Origin of the sequence: Gemmobacter fulvus, assembly GCF_018798885.1 — a bacterium.
GTDB classification, from domain to species: domain Bacteria; phylum Pseudomonadota; class Alphaproteobacteria; order Rhodobacterales; family Rhodobacteraceae; genus Gemmobacter; species Gemmobacter fulvus.
Genome location: NZ_CP076361.1, coordinates 344288 through 367127 on the forward strand (window position 1 = coordinate 344288; position 22840 = coordinate 367127).

The window sequence follows — 22840 nt, forward strand, 5'->3', positions numbered from 1 at the left end:
GGACCAAGCGCGCAGTCTAGCAGCGCGGCACATGAATGAACGGCAAAAGGCGACATCGGCGCGCGACAAGCGCCCTCAGGGAATCAGCAAAGACGAGTCGCCATAGGAAAAGAAACGATAGCCGTTGCGGATGGCATGATCATAGATCTTCATCACCCGATCCTTGCCGATCAGCGCCGAGACCAGCATCAGCAGCGTCGATTTCGGCAGATGGAAATTGGTCATCAGCGCATCGGCAATCTGAAAGCGGAAGCCCGGATAGATGAAGATATCCGTCTCGCCCTGCCAGGGCTGCAACTGCCCGCCCTGTGCCGCAGTTTCGATCAGCCGCAGGGCCGTGGTGCCCACCGGGATCACCCGCCCGCCAGCGGCCTTGGTCGCGTTGATGGCGGCGGCGGCCTCGGCCGTCACCTCGCCCCATTCGGCGTGCATCCGGTGGGTGGTCACATCCTCCACCTTCACCGGCAGAAAGGTGCCCGCACCGACATGCAGCGTCACTTCGCTGAAGGCCACGCCCCTGTCGCGCAGCGCGGCCAGCAGCGCCGCGTCGAAATGCAGGCTGGCGGTCGGGGCCGCGACCGCGCCGGAGTGGCGGGCAAAGACCGTCTGGTAATCGTCATGGTCCTGCGCATCGGGCGCGCGTTTTGCGGCGATATAGGGCGGCAGCGGCATCGCCCCCGCCGCGGCCAGCGCCGCATCGAAATCGTCGCCGGTCAGGTTGAAGCGCAGCGCCACATCCGTGTCACCCTTGGCCATCACAGTGGCGGTCAGAGCATCGGAAAAGCGGATCTCCTCGCCCTCTGCCAGCTTGCGCAGCGGCTTGGCCAGCGCGCGCCAGTCGCCGCCGGGCTGCGGTTCCAGCAGCGTGATTTCCACCTTCGCCTCGACCGGGCCCTGCGCCGACAGGCGCCGCCGGATGCCCGACAGCCGCGCCGGGATGACCTTGGTGTTGTTCAGCACCAGCCGGTCGCCGGGGCGGAAGATCGTCACCAGATCGGTCACATGCAGATCCCGGATCGCCGCGCCTTCGGCCAGCAGCAATCGCGCCGACGAGCGGGGTTTCGCCGGGCGCGTGGCAATCAACGCTTCGGGCAGATCGAAATCGAAATCGGACAGTTTCATCCCTGCGGCTCCAGCCGGGGCACGGGGCGGCGAAAAATGTCGCGGAACATGCCGGGGGTAAAGATCGACAGCGGGTTGACCGAAACGCGCGGGCGTTCCGACGTGCCGCCAATATCATAGTTGAAGCCGAACAGCCCTTCGCCCCGGCGCGTCAACACCGCGCCAATTCCGTTGAGCAGATAGATCGGAGAGATGACGCCCTGCATGTTGAGCCGCTTGCTGCCAATATCATAGGTTCCCGCCATGGAGACCCCCATCGAGGCCCCCACCGCAGCGCCTCTGGTGACTTCGATCCCTGCGGGCGTCAAGCGGAACTCTGCATCCGCCTCGTTGAACACCAGCCCCTCGCCGTTCAGCTGCTCCAGAATCCCCACGACAGAGATGGCCGACAGCAGCGCCGCCAGCACCGGCGCATTGCGCACCCGGAAATCCTTTGCCGTCACAAGGCCGCGGTAATGCCCCTTGGCCCCGGTGGGCGCGAGTTGCAGATCCATCGCCCCGCCCCGCGCATTGCTGAAGATCCCGGCCGAGGCCAGCACCCCGCCCGCATTGGCAGAGATCAGCCGCAGCGCCGTGCCCGCGCGCATCGGCACCACGGTGCCCCGCACCTCGGCCACCTCGTTCACCCGCGCGGTGAAACTGCCGTTGAAGCCGCCGCGCGTGGCAAACTCGCCGCGCAGCCCGGTCAGTGCGATGCCCTCGGACACCTGCACCCGGTCCAGCGCCACCCGCATCGGCGCGCTGTCACCGCCGCCGCCGCCGCCGCCCAGATCGGGCAGCCGACGCAGATCGAACAGCCCGCCCTCGACACTGACCGCCGCCGACCGGCCCTTGCCGCGCCCGGTCAGCGTGACCGGCGCATCCAGCCAGTCAGCCACCTGCACGCGGCTGAACCGTGCCCGCTCAAGCCCGCCCTCGGGCCGCAGGCTGAGGCTGCCGCGCAGCGACAGGCCGGGGGCCTCCAGCGTCAGCGCCTGCACATTCGCGGGTTTGCCCAGCGTGGCCGAAAGCGTCAGCTTGCCTGCCCGCTCTGCCGGTTTGCGCCAGCCCAGTTCCGGCACCGCCAGCACCAGCCCGCGCAGATCCGAGCTGAGAGAGAGTTGCGGTGCCGCCCCCTTCACCAGATCCAACGTGAAATCGCCGCGCCCCTTGCCCGACAATGCGCCCTTCGGCAGGCCCAGCGAAAACTCGGCCTCGGCGCGGGGCGAAATCTCGGCCCAGCCCGTCACCTGTGACCGGCCCTTGGCTTCGGGTTTGAAATCCTGGCTATAAGTCGCTTCGAACGGCACCGCGCCCATCAGCCCCGCGCCCGAAATGCGCATCCCGGAGGGACTGGCGATCAGCGTCAGCGCCGGGGCCGTCAGCACCTTGCCGGGCACCAGCAGGTCAGAGCGCACATCGCTGAGCCGCCCTTCCACCTGATAGGACACATCCTTGAGCAGGATCTTTTTCACCAACGGCATCCGCAGCACCGCCGTCAGCTCGGCCCGCCCTTCGCCCAGTTCGACCGGACGCCCGGCCTTGGTCAGAAAATTGAAGGGCTTTTCGTCCAGCAAGGACAGCGCCGCCGTCAGGCTGGAAGAGGTGCGCAGATTGATTTCGGCCTGTGCCGGCTTTTGCAGGATGTCCAGCACCGAAAACACCGATCCGGCCATGTCGATGGCCCCGCCCTTGGGCGGCGTCACCTGCCCCTGATCCAGCACCATCGTATAGCTGTTGCCCTCGATGGTCGCATAGCCATGGCCCTTGCGGATCGGCGGCAGGGTTTTCAGAAAGCGCACATCGGCATCGGCAAAATCATAGCCCAGCGAAAAGCGCGGCTCCTGCCCCGGCTCCAGCCGCAGTGCCACTTTCACATTGGCGAGCAGCCCTTCCTGCACATTCTCCACCAGCCATTCGCGCGTCTTGGGCACCGCCGACACCGGCCACAGCGCGAGCAGCCGATCATGCCGGATCGCATCCAGCGCCAGATCGAGCGACAGCCGCCAGCCCTTCGCATCGGCGCTGGCCTGACCGCGCGCCTCCAGCCGCCGCCCCTCTTCCAGCAGGGTCAGTTGCCCCACCTCGATGCGGAACGGATCCAGCCGCAGCCGCAGATCCAGCGCGCCCTGACTGAAGGTCACCGGCTCGGTGAACAGGCCTTCGGGATCCACCATCACCTGCGCAAAGGCGATCTGGCCCAGAAACGCCTCGGGCCGCCCCTGCGTCACCCCCGGCGCATAGACATGCCCCGAGGCCGACAGCCGCAGCGACGGGCTTTGCACCTGCACATCGGTCAGGGTGATCTTTTCTTCGGTCGGATCAAAGGACAGGCCGATCACCGCGCTGTCAAAGGCGATGGGATGGCTTTCCGGGCTGGGCCGCAAGGCCCCCGCCGCCAGCCGCAATTCACCGTCCAGCGCCGCCACCTGCCCGGTCTTGTCCAGCGCCGCGTTCAGCTTGCCAGAGATCGGCGCATCCAGCACCGACAGAAAGCCCAGCACCGGGGCCTGACCGGCAATGTCGCGCGCGGCCACCCGCTCCACCGTGGCGCGCAGCCGGGCCTCGGAGCTGGCCTTTTCCGACGTGACCGACAGCAGCGCCTGCGCCGGATCCTGCCCCGGTGTGGTCAGCGTCAGGCCCAGCTCCATCCCCAGCGTGTCGGCGGCGTTCAGCAGCGCAAAGCGCCCGTCGCCCACCTGCCAGACCCGACCGGCGCGCGCATCCTCCAGCGTCAGCGACAGTGCCTCGGCGGTCACGTCGCGCAGGCTGGCCAGTTCGGGGGCGGCGAACACCCGGTCGATGCCATCCAGCACCTCGGCAAAGCTGCCCAGATCCTTGGCCGCCATGCCGCCACCCAGATCCAGATCAAACCGCCCCGTCGCATCCCGGCGCAACCGCACCGAGGCACCCGACAGCACCACCGACGACGGGCGCAGCGCGCCGCGCAGCAGCGCCGCCGGATCAAAGGCCACCCGCGCTTCGGGCAGGCGCAGGATGGTGCCGCCGCCGCTGCGCCGCGCGAGGTTCAGGTTTTCCAGCCGCAGCCGTGGCACCCAGTCGGTGCCCACCGTCACCTCGACCCCGCCCAGCGACAGCGCGGTTTCCGACAGCGGCAGCGCCGCATTCAGCCGTGCCTCGGCCTCGGCCACCGCCCAGACCGGCAGGCGCAGCGGCTTGCCGGTCAGCGCCAGAACCCCGAACCCCGCAGTCGCCACCAGCAACAGCAGGCTCAGCAGCAGCCACAGGCCGAAACGCGCGCGGCGGCGCGGTTTGGCCTGCGCCGTCGTCTCCGCCGCTGGGGTGCCCGTCTCGGTCATTGTCGGTCTGGTCTCTTCACCTTTGGCCGTTTTGCCGGGGTTGCCTTTATCTTTGCCGGAAGGCAACTAAAACCCGAAGCATGTTCACGCTTTTGGCAAGGAGCCGCCCATGACCGAGATCACCGCCGTCGGACAGCCCGCCCCCGATTTCACCCTGCCGCGCGATGGCGGCGGCGAGATCCGCCTTTCCGCCCTGCAAGGTGGCAAGGTGGTGCTGTATTTCTATCCCAAGGACGACACGCCCGGCTGCACCACCGAGGCGCTGGATTTCACCGCCCGCGCAGCCGAGTTTGCCGCAGCAGGCACCACGGTGATCGGCATTTCCAAGGACAGCGTCAAGAAACACGACAAATTCGTCGCCAAACACGGGCTTGGCATCGCACTGGTCTCTGACGAGGCAGGCACCACCTGCGAGGATTACGGCGTCTGGGTCGAAAAAAGCATGTATGGCAAGACCTATATGGGCATCGAACGCGCCACCTTTCTGATCGGCAGCGATGGCAGGCTGGCCCAGATCTGGCGCAAGGTCTCGGTCCCCGGCCATGTCGATGCGGTGCTGGCGGCGGCGCAGGCGCTCTGATGCCGCAGAGCCTGGCCCAGATGGCGGTGGAGGTGCTGACCACCGCCGACGGGCGCGCCAAATCTGCCCTGTCGCGCGCCCATGCCGCCACATGGCGGGCGGCACGGGCGGCGGGCACGCCGCTGCCCGTCGGCACGGCCACGCCGCCCCTGCATCCGGCCCGGCCCACCACACCACGCCTGCTGCCGCCGCGCGACGTCCCGCGCCGCCGCCCCGGCAGCCCGCAAGGCAGGATCGCCCTGCTGCACGCCGTCGCGCATATCGAGCTGAACGCGGTGGATCTGCACTGGGACATCATCGCCCGCTTCGGCCATGTTCCCATGCCGCTGGGTTTCTATGATGACTGGGTGAAATGCGCCGATGAAGAATCCAATCATTTCAATCTGATCTGTGATTGTCTTGAAGCGCAGGGCAGCCATTATGGCGCCCTGGATGCCCATGCGGGCATGTGGCGCGCCGCCGAGGATACCGCCGAAGACCTGTTCGGGCGGCTGGCGGTGGTGCCGATGGTGCTGGAGGCGCGGGGGCTGGACGTAACCCCCGGCATGATCGAGATCTTCCGCAAGGCCGGGGATCCGCAGACGCTGGCCGCGCTGAGCGTGATCTATGCCGAAGAAGTCGCCCATGTGGCCTATGGTTCCAAATGGTTCAACTGGCTCTGTGGCCGCGACGGGCTGGACCCGAAAGACCAGTTCCACGCGCTGGTGCGCCGCTATTTTCACGGCAGCCTGAAACCGCCGTTCAACGAGGAAAAACGCGCCGAGGCCGGGCTGCCCCCGGATTTCTACTGGCCGCTGACCGAGGCGGATGCCCCGTAAAACAGCCAATAATCGGCGGGATGTTGCCGATTTCCGCCATCGCACCGGAACCCTGCCGCCGAGGCCCGTGCAAATTTGTTGCGACAGCCCCGACCCGGCTCTAAGCACGTCCGGGGATGAGCGGCACAGCAGCGTGCCGAATTGCCGGTTTTGCGCAGAGGGCCCTTCGGACCCGCGCAGCCAGTCCGGCGTTGAAGAAGTGGAACCTGCCTCGTGCTGACGCGCCTTGCCTACCGGATCAATGCCACGCTCGACCGTTATCTGCCCGAGCAGCGGCTGTTCCTGAAATCGGACGCCTCGACCCGGTTTATCCGCCTGCGCCCCACCACGCAGGCGCTCGCCCTTGCCGGGGGCGCCGCCCTGCTGACCTGGACCTTCATTGCCACCTCGATCCTGCTGATGGACAGCATTGCCGCAGGTTCGGACGGCGATCAGGCGCTGCGCCAGCAGGCACTGTTTGAAGAACGGCTGACCGCCCTGTCGAATGACCGCGACCTGCGCGCCGAAGAAGCGCTGCGCGCGCAGGAACGCTTCAACCTTGCCCTGGCCGAAGTCAGCCAGATGCAGGGCCGGCTTCTCGCCTCCGAGGATCGCCGCAAGGAGCTGGAAACCGGCATCGATGTGATCCAGAACACCCTGCGCCGCACCATCAAGGAACGCGACGAGGCGCGCGGCGAGGCCGAGCGTGTGGCGGTTGCCCTGTCGGAACAGACCGGCGCGCCGCGCACCGAAGCGGGCCGCGCCCGCGATGCGCTGGCCACGCTCGACATCATGGCCGGGGCGCTTGGCTCCACCGCCCGCGAACGCGACGAAATGGTCGAAATGGCCAACCGTGCCCGCGAGGAAACCGCCGAAATCGCCCAGGCGAAAGAGGCGCTGGAACTGCGCAATGACGCGATCTTTGCCCGGCTGGAAGAGGCCGTCACCGTGTCGATGGAGCCGCTGGACAATATGTTCCGCGCGGCGGGCCTGTCGCCGGATGACCTGCTCAATCAGGTGCGCAAGGGCTATTCCGGCCAAGGCGGGCCGCTGACGCCTTTCGTCTCCACCAAGGGCGGCGCGCTGGCGCCTGATGAAACCCGCGCCAATGCCATTCTGGGCGGGCTGGACCGGATGAACCTCTATCGTCTGGCCGCCGTCAAATCGCCCTTCGCCAATCCGATCCCGTCGGGCCGCTATCGCTTTACCTCGGGCTTCGGCACCCGCAACGATCCCAAGGGCGCCGGGCGGCGGATGCACGAAGGCCTCGATTTCGCGGGCAGCTATGGCACGCCGATCACCGCCACCGCCGATGGCACGGTGATCGAGGCGGGCTGGGGCAATGGCTATGGCCGGATGGTGAAGATCCGGCATGACTTCGGCGTCACTACACTTTATGCTCATATGTCTGAAATCCACGTCAGCGCCGGTCAAAGGGTATCGCGCGGCGACCGGATCGGTGATATGGGCAATTCAGGCCGGTCGACCGGCACACATCTCCACTACGAGGTTCATATCGGGGGCCGTCCGGTCAATCCGATGACCTTCATCAAGGCAGCGAGCGATGTTTTCTAAAAGCAGAATCAACGAACCCGGTCCGAAGCAGGTCGAGGGCGACAAGCCCAAGGCGCCGGAGGTGCCCGCCGCGAAACCTGCCATGGATTACATGCCTTCCGCGTCGAAGGCCAAGCCGAACGCTTCGGTGCTTTCCTCCGACCTGACGGTCGTGGGCAATCTGAAAACCACCGGCGACATTCAGGTCGAAGGCACGGTCGAGGGCGATATCCGCGCCCATCTGCTGACCGTGGGCGAGACCGCCACCATCAGGGGCGAAATCGTCGCGGATGACATCGTGGTCAATGGCCGGGTGATCGGCCGCGTCCGTGGCCTGAAGGTGCGTCTGACCTCGACTGCGCGGGTCGAAGGCGACATCATCCACAAGACCATCGCCATCGAAAGCGGTGCGCATTTCGAAGGCTCGGTGCAGCGTCAGGATGACCCGCTGAATGGCGTGAAGGCCATTGCACCGCCCGCCGCCGAATAAGCGAATCGGCATTATGTGACCACAAAGGGTGCCCTTGGGCACCCTTTTGCATGGGTCAGACCAGCGCGCGGCGATAGAGATGCCAGGTGGCATGGCCCAGCACCGGCAGCACCACGAACAGCCCCAGAAACCACGGCAGCATCGCTGCAAACAGGCTGATGGCGATAAGGCCGCCCCAGACCAGCATGACCAGCGGATTGGCCTGCACCAGCGCAAAGCTGGTCAGCATCGCGGTCACGAAATCCACCTCGCGGTCCAGCAACAGCGGCAGGCTGACCACGGTCAGCGCATAGAGCAGCGTGGCAAACACCGCCCCCACGCCGCTGCCCACCGCCAGCATGGTCATGCCCTGCGCGGTGGTGAACACCTCCAGCGAGCTGGAAATATTGGTCATCGACATGGTGCCCAGAAACAGCGCGAAGATCATATGCGCCAGAAAGTTCCAGAACAGGAAGAACACCACGATGACCGCCGCAATCGACGGGATCTGGCGGTCCTTCTGGCGGAAGATCACCCCGGCCACGCCGCGCCATGTCAAAGGCTCTGCCTGTTCCAGCCGCCGCGAAATCTCGTAAAAACCGCAGGCGATGAAGGGGCCAAGGATGGGAAACCCGGCGCTGGCGGGCAGCGTCCACCACAATTGCCCCTTTGCGGTCATCGCCCACAGGATCAGCCAGCCCCCGGCCACATAGACGCCGGAGAACAGCAACCCATAGAGCGGTGCCGCCCTGAAATCCCGCCACCCTGCCGCAAGACTGGCGCGCAGATCGCCCCAGCCCACTTGCCCGATCTCGATATCCGTCATGCTGCCTCCCCGGTTGCGGGCAGGGTAAACCGGCTTCGACGGCAACAGAAAGATCTATCTGCGACAGGTCATTTTTCCTGTGCGCGCAATCACATGGCGCAACGGGCAGGATCAGTCGGCATTGGCCTCGGCGCGGGATTTGCCGGCCACGTCCATCGCCAGCGTCGCCGCCATGAACTTGTCCAGATCCCCGTCCAGCGTGCCCTGGGTATCCGAGGTTTCGACCCCGGTGCGCAGGTCTTTCACCATCTGATAGGGCTGCAACACATAGGAGCGGATCTGGTTGCCCCAGCCCGCATCGCCCTTGGCCTCATGCGCCGCGTTGATCGCCGCGTTCCGCTTGTCCAGCTCCATCTGATACAGCCGCGATTTCAGCGCCTTCATGGCGATGTCGCGGTTCTGGTGCTGTGATTTTTCGGAACTGGTGGTCACGATGCCGGTGGGCAAGTGGGTGATCCGCACCGCCGAGTCGGTGGTGTTGACGTGCTGCCCGCCCGCGCCCGACGACCGATAGGTGTCAATGCGGATCTCGTTGGGGGCCACCTCGATTTCGATATTGTCGTCCACCACCGGATAGACCCAGACCGAGCTGAACGAGGTATGCCGCCGCGCCGCCGAATCGTAGGGCGAAATCCGCACCAGACGATGCACGCCACTTTCCGATTTCAGCCAGCCATAGGCATTGGGGCCGGAAATCTTGTAGGCCGCCGATTTGATCCCGGCCTCTTCGCCTTCGGACATGGATTGCAGTTCGACCTTGTAGCCCTTCTTCTCGGCCCAGCGAACATACATGCGCGCCAGCATGCTGGCCCAATCGCAGCTTTCGGTGCCGCCTGCCCCGGCATTCACCTCAAGGAAAGTGTCATTGCCATCGGCCTCACCATCCAGCAGCGCCTCCAGCTCTTTTGCCCGTGCTGTCTCGACCAGCGCGCGGATCGCGGCTTCGGCTTCGGTGATGATCTCCTGATCATCCTCCATCTCGCCCAGTTCGATCAGCTCCACATTATCGCGCAGCCCGCTGTCGATCATCTTGTAGGTGCCGACGGCATCCAGCAGCATCTGGCGTTCGCGCATCAGCTTTTGCGCCTTGGCCGGATCGTTCCACAGGTTCGGGTCTTCGATCATCGCATTGAATTCTTCAAGCCGATGCGGTGCCGTGTCCCAATCCATCCGCTGCGCCAGAAGCTTCAGCGACTTGCGGATGGCGTCAACATGGTTCTGGGTTTCGGAGCGCATGGTCGGGTCTTTCCGGTGATCTGTCGAACAGGGATTGGCGCGGGTGATAGCCGCTTGATGGCCGCCGGGCAAGAGACCCGGCAGCCGCAGGCGGCAGTGGGGTCAATAAAGGCCGCCGGAGCTGAGCGTTCCGAAGTCCGCCTTCTTGGGGATAACCCTGGTCTTGCCGGTCGAGGTGGTCACGGTGGCCGAGGCCCCGCCGGTATCGGCCTCGCCATAAGCAAACAGCGGCAGGTTGGAGCCCATGCCAAAGCCGCCATCGACCATCTGACCGGTGCCGAAGATCGGGTCTTCGCCTTCGCGGAAATACTCGGACACGACATGATCGCCCTGCGCATCATCCGACAGGCGCGCGCCGGTGAAACGGTCGATCTTGATGAAATACCCGCCCGGCGGCACGGCGAACTTGCCGCCGCCGTATTTCTTGATCGCTGTCCGCATGAAGCTTTCAAACACCGGGCCGCAGAAGCCGCCGCCCGACGCACTGCTGCCCAGCGTGCGCGGATTGTCATACCCGATGTAGCAGCCCGCCGCGATGTTCGACGTATAGCCGATGAACCACACGTCCTTAGCATCATTGGTGGTGCCGGTCTTGCCTGCAACCGGCACCGGCAGGTTGATGCCGCGCGCCGTGCCGCGTTCCACCACGCCCTGCATCATTGAGGTGAGCTGATAGGCGGTGATCGGATCCATCACCCGTTCACGGCTGGAGCTGATGCGCGGGGCGGCACCCTTGGGCAGCGTGCCCAGACTGCAATCCTCGCATTTGCGCAGATCGTGACGGTAGACCGATTTGCCATAGCGGTCCTGCACCCGGTCCACCAGCGTCGGCTCCACCCGCTCGCCGCCATTGGCGAACATGGCATAGGCGGCAACCATCTTGAACAGCGTGGTTTCCTGCGAGCCCAGCGAGTTCGACAGGAAGGCCTGCATCCGGTCATAGACGCCAAAGCGTTCGGCATATCCGGCCACGGTTTCCATGCCGATTTCCTGCGCGATCCGCACCGTCATCAGGTTCCGGCTCTGCTCGATCCCGGTGCGCAGCGGCGTCGGGCCGTAGAATTTGTTCGAGGCATTCTTGGGCCGCCACAGGCCCTGCGGCGTGTTCAGCTCGATCGGGGCGTCGACCACGATGGTGGCGGGGGTAAAGCCGCTGTCCAAGGCGGCGGCATAGACGAAGGGCTTGAAGCTCGACCCCGGCTGGCGCGCGGCCTGGGTGGTGCGGTTGAACACCGAATCCTGATAGGAAAACCCGCCCTGCATCGCCAGAACCCGGCCCGAGAACACATCCATCGCCATGAAGGCGCCCTGCACTTCCGGCACCTGCCGCAGCGACCAGCGTTTGAAGCTGCCATCGTCATCCGAGGTGACAGCCCGCACCAGCACCACATCGCCGACATCGAGCAGGTCGGCAGGCACACGGGCCTTCTTGCCCAGCTTGCCATCCTTCAGCCGCTTGCGCGCCCAGGTTACATCCTCAGCCGGGATGAAATGGCCATCGGCATCCTCATCCACGCCTTCGATGCCGATCCGGGCCGAGCTTTCACCCAGTTCCAGCACCACTGCCGGATGCCAGCCCGCAATATCGCGCGGCACTTCCACATCGGCCAGCGCGGCGCGCCATGCGTCTTGTGAGGTCAGCTGCTCCACCGGCAGGGTCTTGCGGGTGCCGCGCCAGACGCCCTGCCCGCGGTCATAGCGTTCCAGCCCGGCGCGCAGCGCTTTCGCGGCGGCCTCTTGCAGCTCGGGGTCGACCGTGGCCCGAATCGCAAGGCCGCCACCGAAGAACTCCTGCTGGCCAAAGCTGCCCGACAGCTGGCGGCGGATTTCGTCGGTGAAATAGTCCCGCGGCGGCAGGCCGTTGCGGAAGGCCGGGTAATCGCCATTCTGCACCGATTTCAGCGGCATGTCCTTTTCGGACAGATAGGTCGCCTCGTCGATATAGCCGTTCTGCCACATCTCGCGCAGCACATAGTTGCGGCGCTGGGTCACGCGCTCCTTGGCGCGCACCGGATGATATTCGCCGGGGGCCTGCGGCATCGAGGCCAGCATCGCCGCCTCATGCGGGGCCAGCTGCACCAGCGATTTGTTGAAATAGGTCTGCGCCGCTGCCGCCACGCCGTAAGAGTTCTGCCCAAGGAAGATCTCGTTCAGATACAGCTCAAGGATCTTGTCCTTGCTCAGCGTCTCTTCCAGCCGGGTGGCGAGGATGATTTCCTTGATCTTGCGCTCTGCCTTGCGTTCACCGCCCAACAGGAAGTTCTTCATCACCTGCTGTGTGATGGTCGAGGCGCCGCGCACATTCTGCCCGCGCGAGGTGACCGCCTCGATGCCCGCCGCAAGAATACCGCGCGCGTCATAGCCCTTGTGGGTATAGAAATTCTTGTCCTCGGCCGAGACGAACGCATGTTTGATCAGGTCGGGCACATCTTCGATCGGTACGAACAGGCGGCGCTCTTCGGCGAATTCGTCGATCATGCGGCCTTCACCGTCATAGATGCGGCTGATCGTCGGCGGGGTATATTGGGCGAGGCTTTCGTGGCTGGGCAGATCGCGCGAATAGATCCAGAACACCGCTCCGATCGACAGGGCAATGAACAACAGCGCCAGCGTCACCGCTGTGAAAATCGCTCCGAAGAAAGACCCGACAAACCTCAGCACGAATTCACCCCCGTTCGATCCCGTTCACATATGCGCGCGCCCCGCGTCCATGGCAGCAGGGTTCGGGATGTGCCCCATATAGGCGCTCTGCGGCCAGAGGTCAAAACCCCGTGCCGCCCTGCCGGGCGTTTTCCCGCTGACCACACGGCTTTGTGCCCACAGGGCCTACGGTGTTACTGCCGCCTGAGGCCCGAGAGGGCCGCGTCCTGCGCCGCCCATGCTGTCAGCCCGTCCCGAACCGCTGCCGCCATTTTCGCCCGCCATGCCGGATCGCGCAGCCGCGCCAGATCGCGTTCCGACGACAGAAAGCCCAGCTCGATCAGGATCGAGGGAATATCGGGCGATTTCAACACCGAAAACCCCGCCTCCTGAATCGGATGGCGGTGCATCTTCAGCTCTGCCCCCTTGATCGCACCTTCCAGCGCCAGCGCCAGCCGGTCGACGCGCGGCATGGTTTCGGTGCGGGCCATATCCATCAGCACGGTCGCCACCAGATCATCCTGTTCGGTCAGATCGACGCCTGCCAGCAGATCGGCCCGGTCATGCCGTTCGGCCAGCGTTTTCGCCGCCGCGTCCGAGGCCTCGTCCGACAGGGTGTAAAGTGTGGCCCCCACCGCCTCGCCTTCGGCCAGCGCATCGGCGTGGAGCGAGACAAACACATGCGCCCCCGCCGCGCGGCTGACCGAGATTCGCGTCTCCAGCGGCACGAAGACATCCTCTTCGCGCGTCAGCACCACCACGAATCCGCCATCGCGCAGCAGCACCTCTTTCAGTTCGCGCGCAAAGGTCAGCATCAGATCCGCCTCGGTGAACCCGTCACGCTCGGCCCCCGGATCAATGCCGCCATGGCCGGGATCCAGCACCACGACCAGCGGCCCCTCGCCCTGACGCGCCGGTTTCGGCAGATCGGCGGGGGCAGGCAAGGCCCAGCCCGCAGGCTCGGGCGCGGCAGCACTGGCGGCGAATGTCTCGGCGGTTGTCGGCTCCAGCACCAGCTGCACATGGGTGCCGCCTTCGGTGTCCATCCCGGCCGTGCGGATGCGGAACGGCCCCGGAAGTTCAGCCACCAGCCGCGACCAGCCGGGGCGGAATATGCCTGCGCGCAGATCGGTGATCCCGGCGCGCGGCACGCGGTCGATCCCAGTCCAGTCCACCTCGCGCACATCCAGCACCAGCCGGGGCGGATCGGCCATCAGACGCACCCGCCACGGCACTGGCTGCGACAGCGCAAGCGTGATCTCCAGCGCAGGCCCGGTCTGCGTGATGGACGACCCCGCAGGCTCCAGCCGCGCCAGTGCCGAAAGCTCCTGCGCGCCGACGTTGCCCGCCCATAATCCCACCGTCCAGATCATCGCCAGCGCCAGTATGACCGCCCGCATCCCGCCCCCCGCATCCCGCGCTATTGTCACACCCAAGCGCGGATAACCGCAGCACGGGCCTCCATCAAATCACGCTTTGGCGCGCGTCGCCATGAAGCGCTGCAACCGTGCCAGCCCCTCGACAATATCCGCCGTCGCCCGCGCATAGGAAAACCGCAGGGTCTGCGCCCCGCGCGCCGGATCGAAATCCAGCCCCGGCGTCACCGCCACCCCGGCGCCCTCCAGAATCTCGGAGGCAAAGCGCAGGCTGTCATCGGTCAGATCCGACACATCGGCATAGACGTAAAACGCGCCATCCGGCGGCGCAAAACGGGTGAAGCCAGCCTTGGGCAGGCCCTCCAGCATCAGGCGGCGGTTTTCGGCATAGACGGCGCGGTTCGCCTCCAGCGCGTCAATGCAGTCCAGCGCCGCAAGCGCGGCGATCTGGCTGGCATGGGGCGGGCAGATGAACATGTTCTGCGCCAGCCGCTCGACCACGCGCACATGATCTTCGGGCACCACCATCCAGCCGATCCGCCAGCCGGTCATGCTGAAATATTTGGAAAACGAGTTGATGACGTAACAGTCATCAGTGATTTCCAGCGCCGAAACCGCGCGGTCGCCATAATGCAGCCCGTGATAGATCTCGTCCGACACGAAGGAAATGCCGCGTGCCGCGCAATGCCCGATCAGCGCCGACAGCGCCGCGCGATCCAGCATGGTGCCCGAAGGATTGCCGGGGCTGGCCACGATCAGGCCCTGCATCTCCACCCCGTCCAGATCGGCGGGCACCGGCTGAAGCCGGTTCGCGGCAGAGGACGGAATGCCCACGGGCGTCAGGCTTAGCGCGCGCAGGATCTGGCGATAGCTGGGATAGCCCGGCTCGCCCAAGGCAACGCGGTTGCCCGCCTCAAACAGCGCGGTGAAGGCCAGAAGGAAGGCGGCAGAAGACCCGGCCGTCACCACCACCCGCTCGGGGTTCAGATCCACCCCATACCAGCGGCGATACAGCGCCGCGATGCCTGCGCGCAGTTCCGGCAGGCCAAGCGCCACGGTATAGCCCAAAGGCCCGGTCTGCATCGCCTGTGCCAGCGCCTGCGCCGCCGGTGCGGGTGCCCCCGTGCCCGGCTGGCCCACCTCCATGTGAATGATGTGCCGCCCCGCGGCTTCGGCAGCCCGCGCCGCCTCCATCACATCCATCACGATGAAGGGATCGACAACACCACGTCTTGAAACCTGCATCCGCACCCCCTTAAAGTCGGCGCGACACTGGCCCGGCGGGGCGCGCGCGTCAAGGCGGGGCCACGGGTCCAGCCCGGTCTCTGCGCCCACCTTGCCCTACGGAGAGACAGATGACCAAGAAGACCTTCCTTGCTGGCACCGCGCTGGCCCTTTTGCTTGCGATGCCCGCACAGGCCTTCGACCCCGCCGCGATGACGGATGCCGAACGCGACGCCTTTGGCGCGCAGGTCCGTGCCTATCTGATGGAAAACCCCGAAGTGCTGATGGAAGCCATCGCCGTGCTGGAACAACGTCAGCAGGATGATTCCGCGCAGGCCGATCTGGCGCTGATGGCCGAAAACAAGGAGGCGATCTTCAATGACGGCGTCTCATGGGTCGGCGGCAACCCGGATGGCGATATCACCATGGTTGAATTCATCGACTATCGCTGCGGATATTGCCGCAAATCCTATGAAGAAACCGAAGAGTTGGTGAAAACCGATGGCAACATCCGTTTTGTGGTCAAGGAATTCCCGATCCTCGGCGAAGGCTCGATGATCTCGTCGCAATTCGCCATTGCGGTGAAACAGGTGGCGGGCGACGCGGCCTACAAGAAGGCGCATGACGCGCTGATCACCCTGCGCGGTGATGCGACGCCCGAAGCGATGGCCGCCCTTGCAACAGAACTCGGTCTCGACAGCGCCGAAATCCTCGCAAAGATGGACACGCCCGAGGTGATGGCCGTCATTCAGGCCAATCACGATCTGGGCACGACGCTACAGATCAACGGCACGCCCAGCTTCATCATTGATCAGACCATGGTGCGCGGTTACGTGCCGCTGGATGCCATGCGCCAGATCGTCGATGGCCAGCGCAAAGACGGCTGACACGGTGCCGGGGGTGTGGGGCTGGCCCAAGCTCCCGGCGCTGTCTTACCGGGGTTCCGCCACCGGAGTGCCCCGCTGGGCCAGCATCACGAGGCCCAGCATCAGGCCAAGCGCCATCAGCCCCAGTGCCATCACGTCAAACGCGCCGCGCAGGCCATAGGCCAGTACCAGCGGTGCCGAAATCAGCGGCGAGGCGAACTGACCGGCGAAAAACGCCGTGGTCAGCAGGCCCGAAGCCCGGCCCCGCTGTGCCGCCGGAACAAAGCCCATGAAATAAGCCGTGTAATTTGGCAGCGACGGCCCCATGCCGATCCCCGCCACCAGCGCACCGGCCACCACCAGCCCCGGCCCCTGTGCCTGCGCGATGATCAGCACGCCCAGCCCCATCAGCACATAAGACATGGCAAAGATTGCCATCGGTGACAGAAACCGCCGGATCCGCCCATACAGAAGCGCGCCCGGCATCTGGGCCACGGTCATCGAGGCCATCAGCGCCCCGACAGCCAGCGTATTGCTGATCCCGATCTCGCCCAGCAGGAAGGGCAGACGCGTCGGCATCACATAAAATGCCGCCATGAACAGAAACGCGAGCGGCCCGACCACGGCATAGGCGCGCCACGGAAAGGCCCCCTCCACCCGCGAGGGCGTGGCAACCCGCAGCCCGCGCTCGGCCCGCAGCCGCCGCGCGTGGGGGGCCAGCATCACCAGCGCAAAAGCCGCAATCGGCAGCACCAGCGCATAGACCGCAAACGCCCCGCGCCAATGCAATGTCGCCAGTGCCCCGCCCAGCAGCATCACCACGATGCCGCCGCCCGACATCGCAGCGCCCTGCCAGCCCAGATAGCGTTCGCGCGCCGCGCCCTGCCACAGATCCGCCGCCCAGGCCATGCTCAGCGTCATGGTGCCTGCAACGCCAAAGCCCAGCAGCAACCTCCCCGCCAGAAGCTGCGGCAGGGTTTCGGCCCAGAGCCCCGTGGTGCCGCCAATCGCATAGGCCAGCGCCGAGGCCGCCAGCATGGTCTGGCGGCTGAAACGGTCGGCCATCCAGCCGACCAGCCCCGCGCTCAGCATGATCGCCAGTGACGGCAGGGTCAGAATCAGCCCGGTCAGCGTATCAATCCCCGCCACATCGGCGAAATGCGCCTTGAGGCCAGGCAGCGAGGGGGCAATCGTGGCATTGGCCATGATGGTCATGGCAGCAAGCAGCAGAACCGAAACGGTCAGCCGCCGCCCCGGTTTCGGAACGTCGGTCATATCAATGTCTTTCGCAGGTTTCCGCTGGTAATCTGGGGCAAAACATAAATCTGGACAAGTCAGCCTCATTTGGAATTATAATCCACGATTATGGACAATGAACTTGATCTTGCCGCCCTGCGCGCCTTCCGGTCGGTGATCCGCGAAGGATCGTTCACGGCAGCGGCCTTGGCGCTGCGGGTGCCCAAAAGCACCCTCTCCAAACGGATTGCCGATCTCGAGGCGTTGCTGGGCACCCGGCTGTTTGAACGCAGCACCCGCCATCTGCGCATCACGCAGGAAGGCGAGGTTCTGGCGCTGCGGGTGGAGCGTTTGCTGGGCGAGGCCGATGACATCCGCCGCGCCTTGGGCGAACAGGGCGGTGCGCCCAAGGGTCATCTGCGGCTGGCGGTGCCGCCGGTGATGGGCCATGTGATGATGGGGCGCATCGCCGCCGAGTTTCGCGCCACCTACCCCGAGGTGACGCTGGAGCTGCATTTCCTCGACCGCACGCCGGATCTGCTGGAACAAGGCTTTGACGGCGCGATCCGCTTTGGCCCGCTGGAGGATTCCACCCAGATCGCCCGCCTGCTGCTGCATGGCCATGCCACACTTGCCGCCGCCCCCGGGTTGGACGGGCTGGACAGGATCCGCCATCCTGCCGATCTGGCAGGCTTTCCGCAGGTCACGCTGGCTGCGGGCTGGATCGGCCCCTGGGTGCTGGAAAATGGCGGCGAACGGGTGGAAATTGCGCCGCGCCCGGGCCTTGCGCTCGGCTCATTTCTGGCGGTGCGGGATGCGGTGGTGGCCGGGGCCGGAGTGGCCCTGCTGCCCTGGCTACTGGCCCAGCCCGCCTTTGCCGATGGCAGCCTGCGCCCGGTGCTGCCCGACTGGGCCACACCGCATCGCGGCATGTATTTCGTCTATCCGTCGGCGCACAGCCTGACTGCCCGCCTGCGCGCCTTCATCGACCATCTGGCCCAGTCGATCCAGCGGCTCGATCTGCCCGCCTGAGGCGGGCGGATGTCACTCTGCCGCCTGCGCCGCCTCGGCTGCTTCGATGGACGCGGCCTTTTCTTCGACCAGCTCGACGATATGGTCGATCATCTGCTCGTTGTTGAGCTTGTGGCTTTGTTTGCCCGCCAGATACACCATGCCCGATCCGGCCCCGCCGCCGGTAAATCCGATATCGGTCATCAGCGCCTCGCCCGGGCCGTTCACCACACAGCCGATGATGCTGAGGCTCATCGAGGTGGTGATATGCGCCAGCCGGTCTTCCAGCGCCGACACCGTCTTGATCACGTCAAACCCCTGCCGCGCACAGGAGGGGCAGGAGATGATGGTGACGCCGCGATGGCGCAGGCCCAGACTTTTCAGGATCTCGTAACCAACCTTCACCTCTTCCACCGGATCGGCAGACAGGCTGACCCGGATCGTATCGCCAATGCCGGACCACAGCAGATTGCCCAGCCCCACCGCCGATTTCACCGTGCCGGACACCAGCCCGCCCGCCTCGGTGATGCCCAGATGGATCGGCGCATCGGTGGCATCGGCCAGTGCCTGATAGGCGGCGGCGGCCAGAAAGACGTCCGAGGCCTTCACCGAAATCTTGAATTCGTGAAAATCGTTGTCCTGCAACAGCTTGATGTGATCGAGACCACTTTCCACCATCGCATCGGGGCACGGCTCGCCGTATTTCTCCAGCAAGTGCCGCTCCAGCGAGCCGGCGTTCACGCCGATACGGATAGAACAGCCGTGATCCTTGGCCGCGCGCACCACCTCGGCCACGCGCTTGGCATCGCCGATATTGCCGGGGTTGATGCGCAGACAGGCCGCCCCCGCCTCGGCGGCTTCAATCGCCCGTTTGTAGTGGAAATGGATATCGGCCACGATCGGCACCGGACTTTCGGCAACGATGGCCTTCAGCGCCCGCGTGCTGTCCTCGTCCGGGGTGGAGATACGCACGATATCGGCCCCGGCGACCGCGCAGCGCTGCACCTGTTCCAGCGTCGCCGCCACATCCGAAGTAATGGTATTAGTCATGGTCTGCACCGAAATCGGCGCATCCCCGCCCACGGCCACCTTGCCCACCATGATCTGACGCGACTTGCGCCGGTCCATGTTGCGCCACGGGCGGATCGGATTATGCGACATGGGTCTGCGCCTTTCGGAAAGCTTCGCGCGATACATAAAGACGCAAAGGCCCCGGAGCAACTGCTGCCGGGGCCCTGTGCATCAAACCTGCTTGAGAGCGGTCACTCGCTGGGTGCTGCCACGGCCTGATCGGCTTGGGCCACGTTCACGATGCGCGCCAGATCGGCATCATCGCTCAGATCCGCCACGGCATATTTCTGCGTCAGCGCATCCTGGGTCAGCGCGATGTTCTTCACCACCTGCGGGCCGGGGGCGGCGGGGCCATAGGTCTGGCCGTTCACCACAAAATAGACCGAACCGGAGTTGCCCGACCGCAGGGTCGAGGGTTCTTCCATCGTCGGCACCTGATAACGTTCGCCGGCATTCAGGATCTTTTCAAACAGCACGGTGCCATCTGCCGCCGATACGCGCACCCAGGACGGGCGCACGGCCAGCACTTCGATGCCCTGCTTGGCATCGGCCATCACCTGCACGCCATCGGATGCAGCGGCAGCGGTACTGCCATCAGCCTGCACCAGATCGGGCTGCGTGGTCGCTGCACTGCCCGCCTGGGCAATCGCCATGCCCATGCCCGGATAGGTGCCGGTCTGGCGCGGATCAATGCTGGCAATCGGGCCGTCACGCGACACCATCACCGGCACATCCAGCGCCTCGGGGCGATAGAGCCGGTTCATCAGATCGGGATTCTGCACCGTGGAGGCATCTGCCACGGCAACATCGCCCGCCGCCGGGGCCGAGCGCACCATCGGCGCCACGCCATCAATATTGCCCAGCGGATCAATCTCGGCCACGACCGAGGGGGCCTGCTCCACCGGCGAGAGTTGCACGCGCTGCACTTCCTGCAACACCGACCAGCCGCCATATCCCAGCGCACCGATCAGCGCGACCAGCACCAGCAACGAGCCCACGGCACCGGGTTCGACCCGGCTGAGGAAGCTTTCGCTGCGCGGCACGAACAGCGCATTGGGATTGGCCAGCGGATCACGGTTTTCTGCCGCCGCACTGCGCGACCGCGCGGCGGTGATCGCCGCCGGGGCGGCTGCGGCAGACATGCCATGCGCCACTTCAAAATTCGCCTCGGCACAGAAGCGTTTGAACGCCCAGTCCGGGTCCATGCCCAGATAGCGCGCATAAGACCGGACATAACCGGCCACAAACCCTTGTGTTTCAAAGGCGGACACATCGCAATTCTCGATCGCGGCGATATAGGTCGCCTTGATCTTCAATTCGCGTTGAACATCCAGAAGTGATTTGCCCAGTGTGGCGCGCTCACCGCGCATCACATCGCCCAAGCGCAGTTCGAAATCGTCAAAGCCCTTTGGTTTGTCGAGTTCTGTCGTCGAAGGTTTCGTCCTCCGCCAGATCATGCGCCCTGCCCCGTGCTGTCTTGCCGTTATCGAGTCGCGTTGCCCCGCGACTCATGCGTTCTATTGGGGCTAACGCTAGCACAGGGCAAGCGCCTTTTGCACCCGCAGAAGGCTTTCAGGCAGAGAGCTCGGCACGATTCAGCGCACAATGCCGCCAGAGTGCATCCATCGCCATCACAACTGCGTCAATCTGCGCCGCATCGTGAACGGGCGACGGGGTGAAGCGCAAACGCTCGGTGCCGCGGGGCACGGTGGGGAAGTTGATCGGCTGCACATAGATGCCGAATTGCTCCAGCAACATGTCGGACAACATCTTGCAATGCACCGGATCGCCGACATGCACCGGCACGATATGCGAGCCGTGGTCGATGATCGGCAGGCCCAGCCCCTTGAGCCGCATCTTGAGGATATTGGCGTGCAGCTGCTGTGCATCGCGCAGATGCTGCGCGGTCTTCAACACCCGCACCGAGGCGGCGGCCCCGGCGGCAATCACCGGCGGCAGCGAGGTGGTGAAGATGAAGCCTGGCGCATAAGACCGGACGGCATCAATCATTTTCGCGCTGGCCGCAATATAGCCGCCAAACACGCCAAAGGCCTTGCCCAGCGTCGCGTTGATGATGTCGACCCGCGCCATCTGCCCGTCGCGTTCGGCCACGCCGCCGCCGCGCGGACCATACATGCCGACGGCATGCACCTCGTCCAGATAGGTCAGCGCGCCCACCTCTTCGGCCAGATCACAGATTTCCTTGATCGGGCCAAAATCGCCATCCATCGAATAGATCGATTCGAAGGCAATCAGCTTGGGCGCCGCCGGATCATCCGCCGCGATCAGCGCCCGCAGATGTGCCACGTCATTGTGGCGGAACACACGCCGCGCGCCGCCATTGCGCCGGATGCCTTCGATCATCGAGGCATGGTTGAGCGCATCCGAATAGATGATCAGCCCCGGAAACAGTTTGTGCAACGTGGACAGCGTGGCGTCATTGGCGACATAGGCCGACGAAAACACCAGCGCCTTGTCCTTGCCATGCAGGTCTGCCAGCTCGGCCTCCAGCCGGTTGTGATAGACCGTGGTGCCCGAGATGTTGCGCGTGCCGCCCGACCCGGCGCCGGTGGCGTCCAGCGCCTCGTGCATTGCCGCCAGAACCTCGGGGTGCTGGCCCATGCCCAGATAGTCATTGCCGCACCAGACGGTGATCGGCTTTTCCGTGCCATCCGCCTTGCGCCAGATCGCATGGGGGAAATGGCCCTTGCGCCGTTCGATGTCGATGAAGGTGCGATAGCGCCCCTCGTCATGCAGACGGGAAATCGCGCTGTCGAGCGCCGCATCATAATCGAATTCGTGGCTCATGTCCGTCTCCCTGGCGCGCGGCAAGATCCGCGCTCTGCTGGGCCTGTCTCTAGGCTGCCTGAATTTTCAGCGCCTTGATATTGGTCAAATCCTGCATCGCAAAGAGGGCATTTTGCCACCCCTGCCGTCAATTCCGACTTTTGGCCCGTTTAATCGGCAATCACCACCGTGCAATCGCCCGCCTTGGCCTTGTCTTCACAGGCTTTTACCGCCGCATCGCCAGCCGCGTCACCCTTGGCGAGGCCGAAAAGCCCGGTCGAGGCCGAAATCGCCAATGCCCCCGGTGCGGCATAATGCGCCTTTAGCGCCGCCGTGGCATCCGCCGAAAGTTGCAGGTCGCGGGCTTCCCAGCCTTCGGGGCGGATCAGCGCCACCACCTGACAGGCCACAGCGCCCTTGCGTTTGGCCTCGCAGCCCTTCAGCGCCGCCGCCTGCGCCGCATCGGTATCGTGATAGTTCACTGAAGCGACCGTCGCCTCGACCATCAGCCCCTCGGCGGGTGAAATCGCAATCGCCCCGTAATAGGGCTGTCCGGTGCCCACGAGGGTCAGGGCGGCGGTATCCTGCGCGCTCAGCCCCTCTTGCGACTGCATTTCCACGGCGGATCCCTCTGCCGGATACATCAGCTTTGCCGCCGCCTTGCCGGTCAGCGATTCCGCCGCTGCGGCCCCGGCCAATGTCAGACAGCACAGCCCCGCGAGGGCAGGCGCACCAAACCACATCAT

General features: G+C 65.2%; 18 protein-coding genes. 6 read left to right on the forward strand and 12 right to left on the reverse strand.

From position 1 onward, the window contains the following. Positions 1-75: 75 nt before the first annotated feature. Entirely contained in the window at positions 76-1122 is a 1047-nt protein-coding gene (queA, locus tag KM031_RS01600) for a tRNA preQ1(34) S-adenosylmethionine ribosyltransferase-isomerase QueA (protein ID WP_215504117.1), read from the reverse strand. Further along, a complete protein-coding gene (locus KM031_RS01605; RefSeq protein ID WP_215504116.1) occupies positions 1119-4421 on the reverse strand; it encodes a YhdP family protein in 3303 nt (1100 codons plus the stop codon). Before KM031_RS01605 ends, queA begins: the two co-directional genes overlap by 4 nt. 118 nt (positions 4422-4539) lie before the next feature. Between KM031_RS01605 and KM031_RS01610 the strand changes: the two genes are divergently transcribed. The 4 genes from KM031_RS01610 (at position 4540) to KM031_RS01625 (ending at position 7842) form a co-directional block, all read left to right on the forward strand. Continuing rightward, on the forward strand, positions 4540-5001 hold the full coding sequence (locus KM031_RS01610; protein ID WP_371879020.1) for a peroxiredoxin: 462 nt from the start codon (positions 4540-4542) through the stop codon (positions 4999-5001). Further along, entirely contained in the window at positions 5001-5819 is an 819-nt protein-coding gene (locus KM031_RS01615; protein ID WP_246566882.1) for a ferritin-like domain-containing protein, read from the forward strand. The genes KM031_RS01610 and KM031_RS01615 overlap by 1 nt, the downstream gene beginning before the upstream one ends. Positions 5820-6032: 213 nt before the next feature. Next, positions 6033-7373: a M23 family metallopeptidase gene (locus KM031_RS01620; protein WP_215504114.1), complete on the forward strand. Its 1341-nt coding sequence runs from the start codon at positions 6033-6035 to the stop codon at positions 7371-7373. Further along, complete coding sequence (locus KM031_RS01625) at positions 7363-7842, forward strand: bactofilin family protein (protein ID WP_215504113.1); 480 nt, start codon at positions 7363-7365, stop codon at positions 7840-7842. Before KM031_RS01620 ends, KM031_RS01625 begins: the two co-directional genes overlap by 11 nt. A gap of 55 nt (positions 7843-7897) precedes the next feature. On the opposite strand, the gene KM031_RS01630 is transcribed toward KM031_RS01625, so the two are convergent. The 5 genes from KM031_RS01630 to KM031_RS01650 form a co-directional block, all read right to left on the reverse strand. Further along, entirely contained in the window at positions 7898-8647 is a 750-nt protein-coding gene (locus tag KM031_RS01630) for a DUF2189 domain-containing protein (protein WP_215504112.1), read from the reverse strand. A 111-nt stretch (positions 8648-8758) separates the two neighbouring features. Further along, positions 8759-9883, reverse strand: a complete 1125-nt coding sequence (prfB, locus tag KM031_RS01635; protein ID WP_215504111.1) for a peptide chain release factor 2 — start codon at positions 9881-9883, stop codon at positions 8759-8761. A gap of 102 nt (positions 9884-9985) precedes the next feature. Continuing rightward, positions 9986-12544: a penicillin-binding protein 1A gene (locus tag KM031_RS01640; protein WP_215504110.1), complete on the reverse strand. Its 2559-nt coding sequence runs from the start codon at positions 12542-12544 to the stop codon at positions 9986-9988. A 173-nt stretch (positions 12545-12717) separates the two neighbouring features. Beyond that, the gene (locus tag KM031_RS01645) at positions 12718-13923 is read right to left on the reverse strand and encodes an N-acetylmuramoyl-L-alanine amidase (RefSeq protein ID WP_215504109.1); all 1206 of its coding nucleotides are present in this window, start codon (positions 13921-13923) and stop codon (positions 12718-12720) included. Between the two features lie 69 nt (positions 13924-13992). Continuing rightward, positions 13993-15144, reverse strand: coding sequence for a pyridoxal phosphate-dependent aminotransferase (locus tag KM031_RS01650; protein WP_215504108.1), 1152 nt, complete (start codon positions 15142-15144; stop codon positions 13993-13995). Positions 15145-15254: 110 nt separating this feature from the next. Between KM031_RS01650 and KM031_RS01655 the strand changes: the two genes are divergently transcribed. Then, positions 15255-16010: a DsbA family protein gene (locus tag KM031_RS01655; protein ID WP_215504107.1), complete on the forward strand. Its 756-nt coding sequence runs from the start codon at positions 15255-15257 to the stop codon at positions 16008-16010. Positions 16011-16055: 45 nt separating this feature from the next. On the opposite strand, the gene KM031_RS01660 is transcribed toward KM031_RS01655, so the two are convergent. Next, positions 16056-17264 (reverse strand): MFS transporter, encoded by a 1209-nt coding sequence (locus KM031_RS01660; RefSeq protein WP_215504106.1) that lies wholly within the window; start codon positions 17262-17264, stop codon positions 16056-16058. A gap of 90 nt (positions 17265-17354) precedes the next feature. On the opposite strand from KM031_RS01660, the gene KM031_RS01665 reads away from it, so the two are divergent. After that, on the forward strand, positions 17355-18257 hold the full coding sequence (locus KM031_RS01665; RefSeq protein ID WP_215504105.1) for a LysR family transcriptional regulator: 903 nt from the start codon (positions 17355-17357) through the stop codon (positions 18255-18257). Between the two features lie 12 nt (positions 18258-18269). Here the strand turns inward: KM031_RS01665 and ispG are convergent, their stop codons facing one another. From ispG to KM031_RS01685, 4 genes are all read right to left on the reverse strand, one after another. Beyond that, positions 18270-19397, reverse strand: a complete 1128-nt coding sequence (ispG, locus tag KM031_RS01670) for a flavodoxin-dependent (E)-4-hydroxy-3-methylbut-2-enyl-diphosphate synthase (protein WP_215504104.1) — start codon at positions 19395-19397, stop codon at positions 18270-18272. Between the two features lie 101 nt (positions 19398-19498). Next, positions 19499-20764, reverse strand: a complete 1266-nt coding sequence (locus KM031_RS01675; protein ID WP_215504103.1) for a helix-turn-helix domain-containing protein — start codon at positions 20762-20764, stop codon at positions 19499-19501. A 115-nt stretch (positions 20765-20879) separates the two neighbouring features. Then, on the reverse strand, positions 20880-22115 hold the full coding sequence (hemA, locus tag KM031_RS01680) for a 5-aminolevulinate synthase (RefSeq protein ID WP_215504102.1): 1236 nt from the start codon (positions 22113-22115) through the stop codon (positions 20880-20882). A gap of 149 nt (positions 22116-22264) precedes the next feature. Then, positions 22265-22840, reverse strand: coding sequence for a DUF4189 domain-containing protein (locus KM031_RS01685; protein ID WP_215504101.1), 576 nt, complete (start codon positions 22838-22840; stop codon positions 22265-22267).

Coding starts and splice junctions, on each gene's coding strand:
- KM031_RS01675 (WP_215504103.1), bottom strand. CDS start 20,764: ATGATCTGGCGGAGGACGAAACCTTCGACGACAGAACTCGACAAACCA.
- KM031_RS01625 (WP_215504113.1), top strand. CDS start 7,363: ATGTTTTCTAAAAGCAGAATCAACGAACCCGGTCCGAAGCAGGTCGAG.
- KM031_RS01665 (WP_215504105.1), top strand. CDS start 17,355: ATGGACAATGAACTTGATCTTGCCGCCCTGCGCGCCTTCCGGTCGGTG.
- KM031_RS01630 (WP_215504112.1), bottom strand. CDS start 8,647: ATGACGGATATCGAGATCGGGCAAGTGGGCTGGGGCGATCTGCGCGCC.
- KM031_RS01660 (WP_215504106.1), bottom strand. CDS start 17,264: ATGACCGACGTTCCGAAACCGGGGCGGCGGCTGACCGTTTCGGTTCTG.
- KM031_RS01685 (WP_215504101.1), bottom strand. CDS start 22,840: ATGATGTGGTTTGGTGCGCCTGCCCTCGCGGGGCTGTGCTGTCTGACA.
- KM031_RS01655 (WP_215504107.1), top strand. CDS start 15,255: ATGACCAAGAAGACCTTCCTTGCTGGCACCGCGCTGGCCCTTTTGCTT.
- ispG (WP_215504104.1), bottom strand. CDS start 19,397: ATGTCGCATAATCCGATCCGCCCGTGGCGCAACATGGACCGGCGCAAG.
- KM031_RS01605 (WP_215504116.1), bottom strand. CDS start 4,421: ATGACCGAGACGGGCACCCCAGCGGCGGAGACGACGGCGCAGGCCAAA.
- KM031_RS01615 (WP_246566882.1), top strand. CDS start 5,001: ATGCCGCAGAGCCTGGCCCAGATGGCGGTGGAGGTGCTGACCACCGCC.
- KM031_RS01645 (WP_215504109.1), bottom strand. CDS start 13,923: ATGCGGGCGGTCATACTGGCGCTGGCGATGATCTGGACGGTGGGATTA.
- queA (WP_215504117.1), bottom strand. CDS start 1,122: ATGAAACTGTCCGATTTCGATTTCGATCTGCCCGAAGCGTTGATTGCC.
- KM031_RS01650 (WP_215504108.1), bottom strand. CDS start 15,144: ATGCAGGTTTCAAGACGTGGTGTTGTCGATCCCTTCATCGTGATGGAT.
- hemA (WP_215504102.1), bottom strand. CDS start 22,115: ATGAGCCACGAATTCGATTATGATGCGGCGCTCGACAGCGCGATTTCC.
- prfB (WP_215504111.1), bottom strand. CDS start 9,883: ATGCGCTCCGAAACCCAGAACCATGTTGACGCCATCCGCAAGTCGCTG.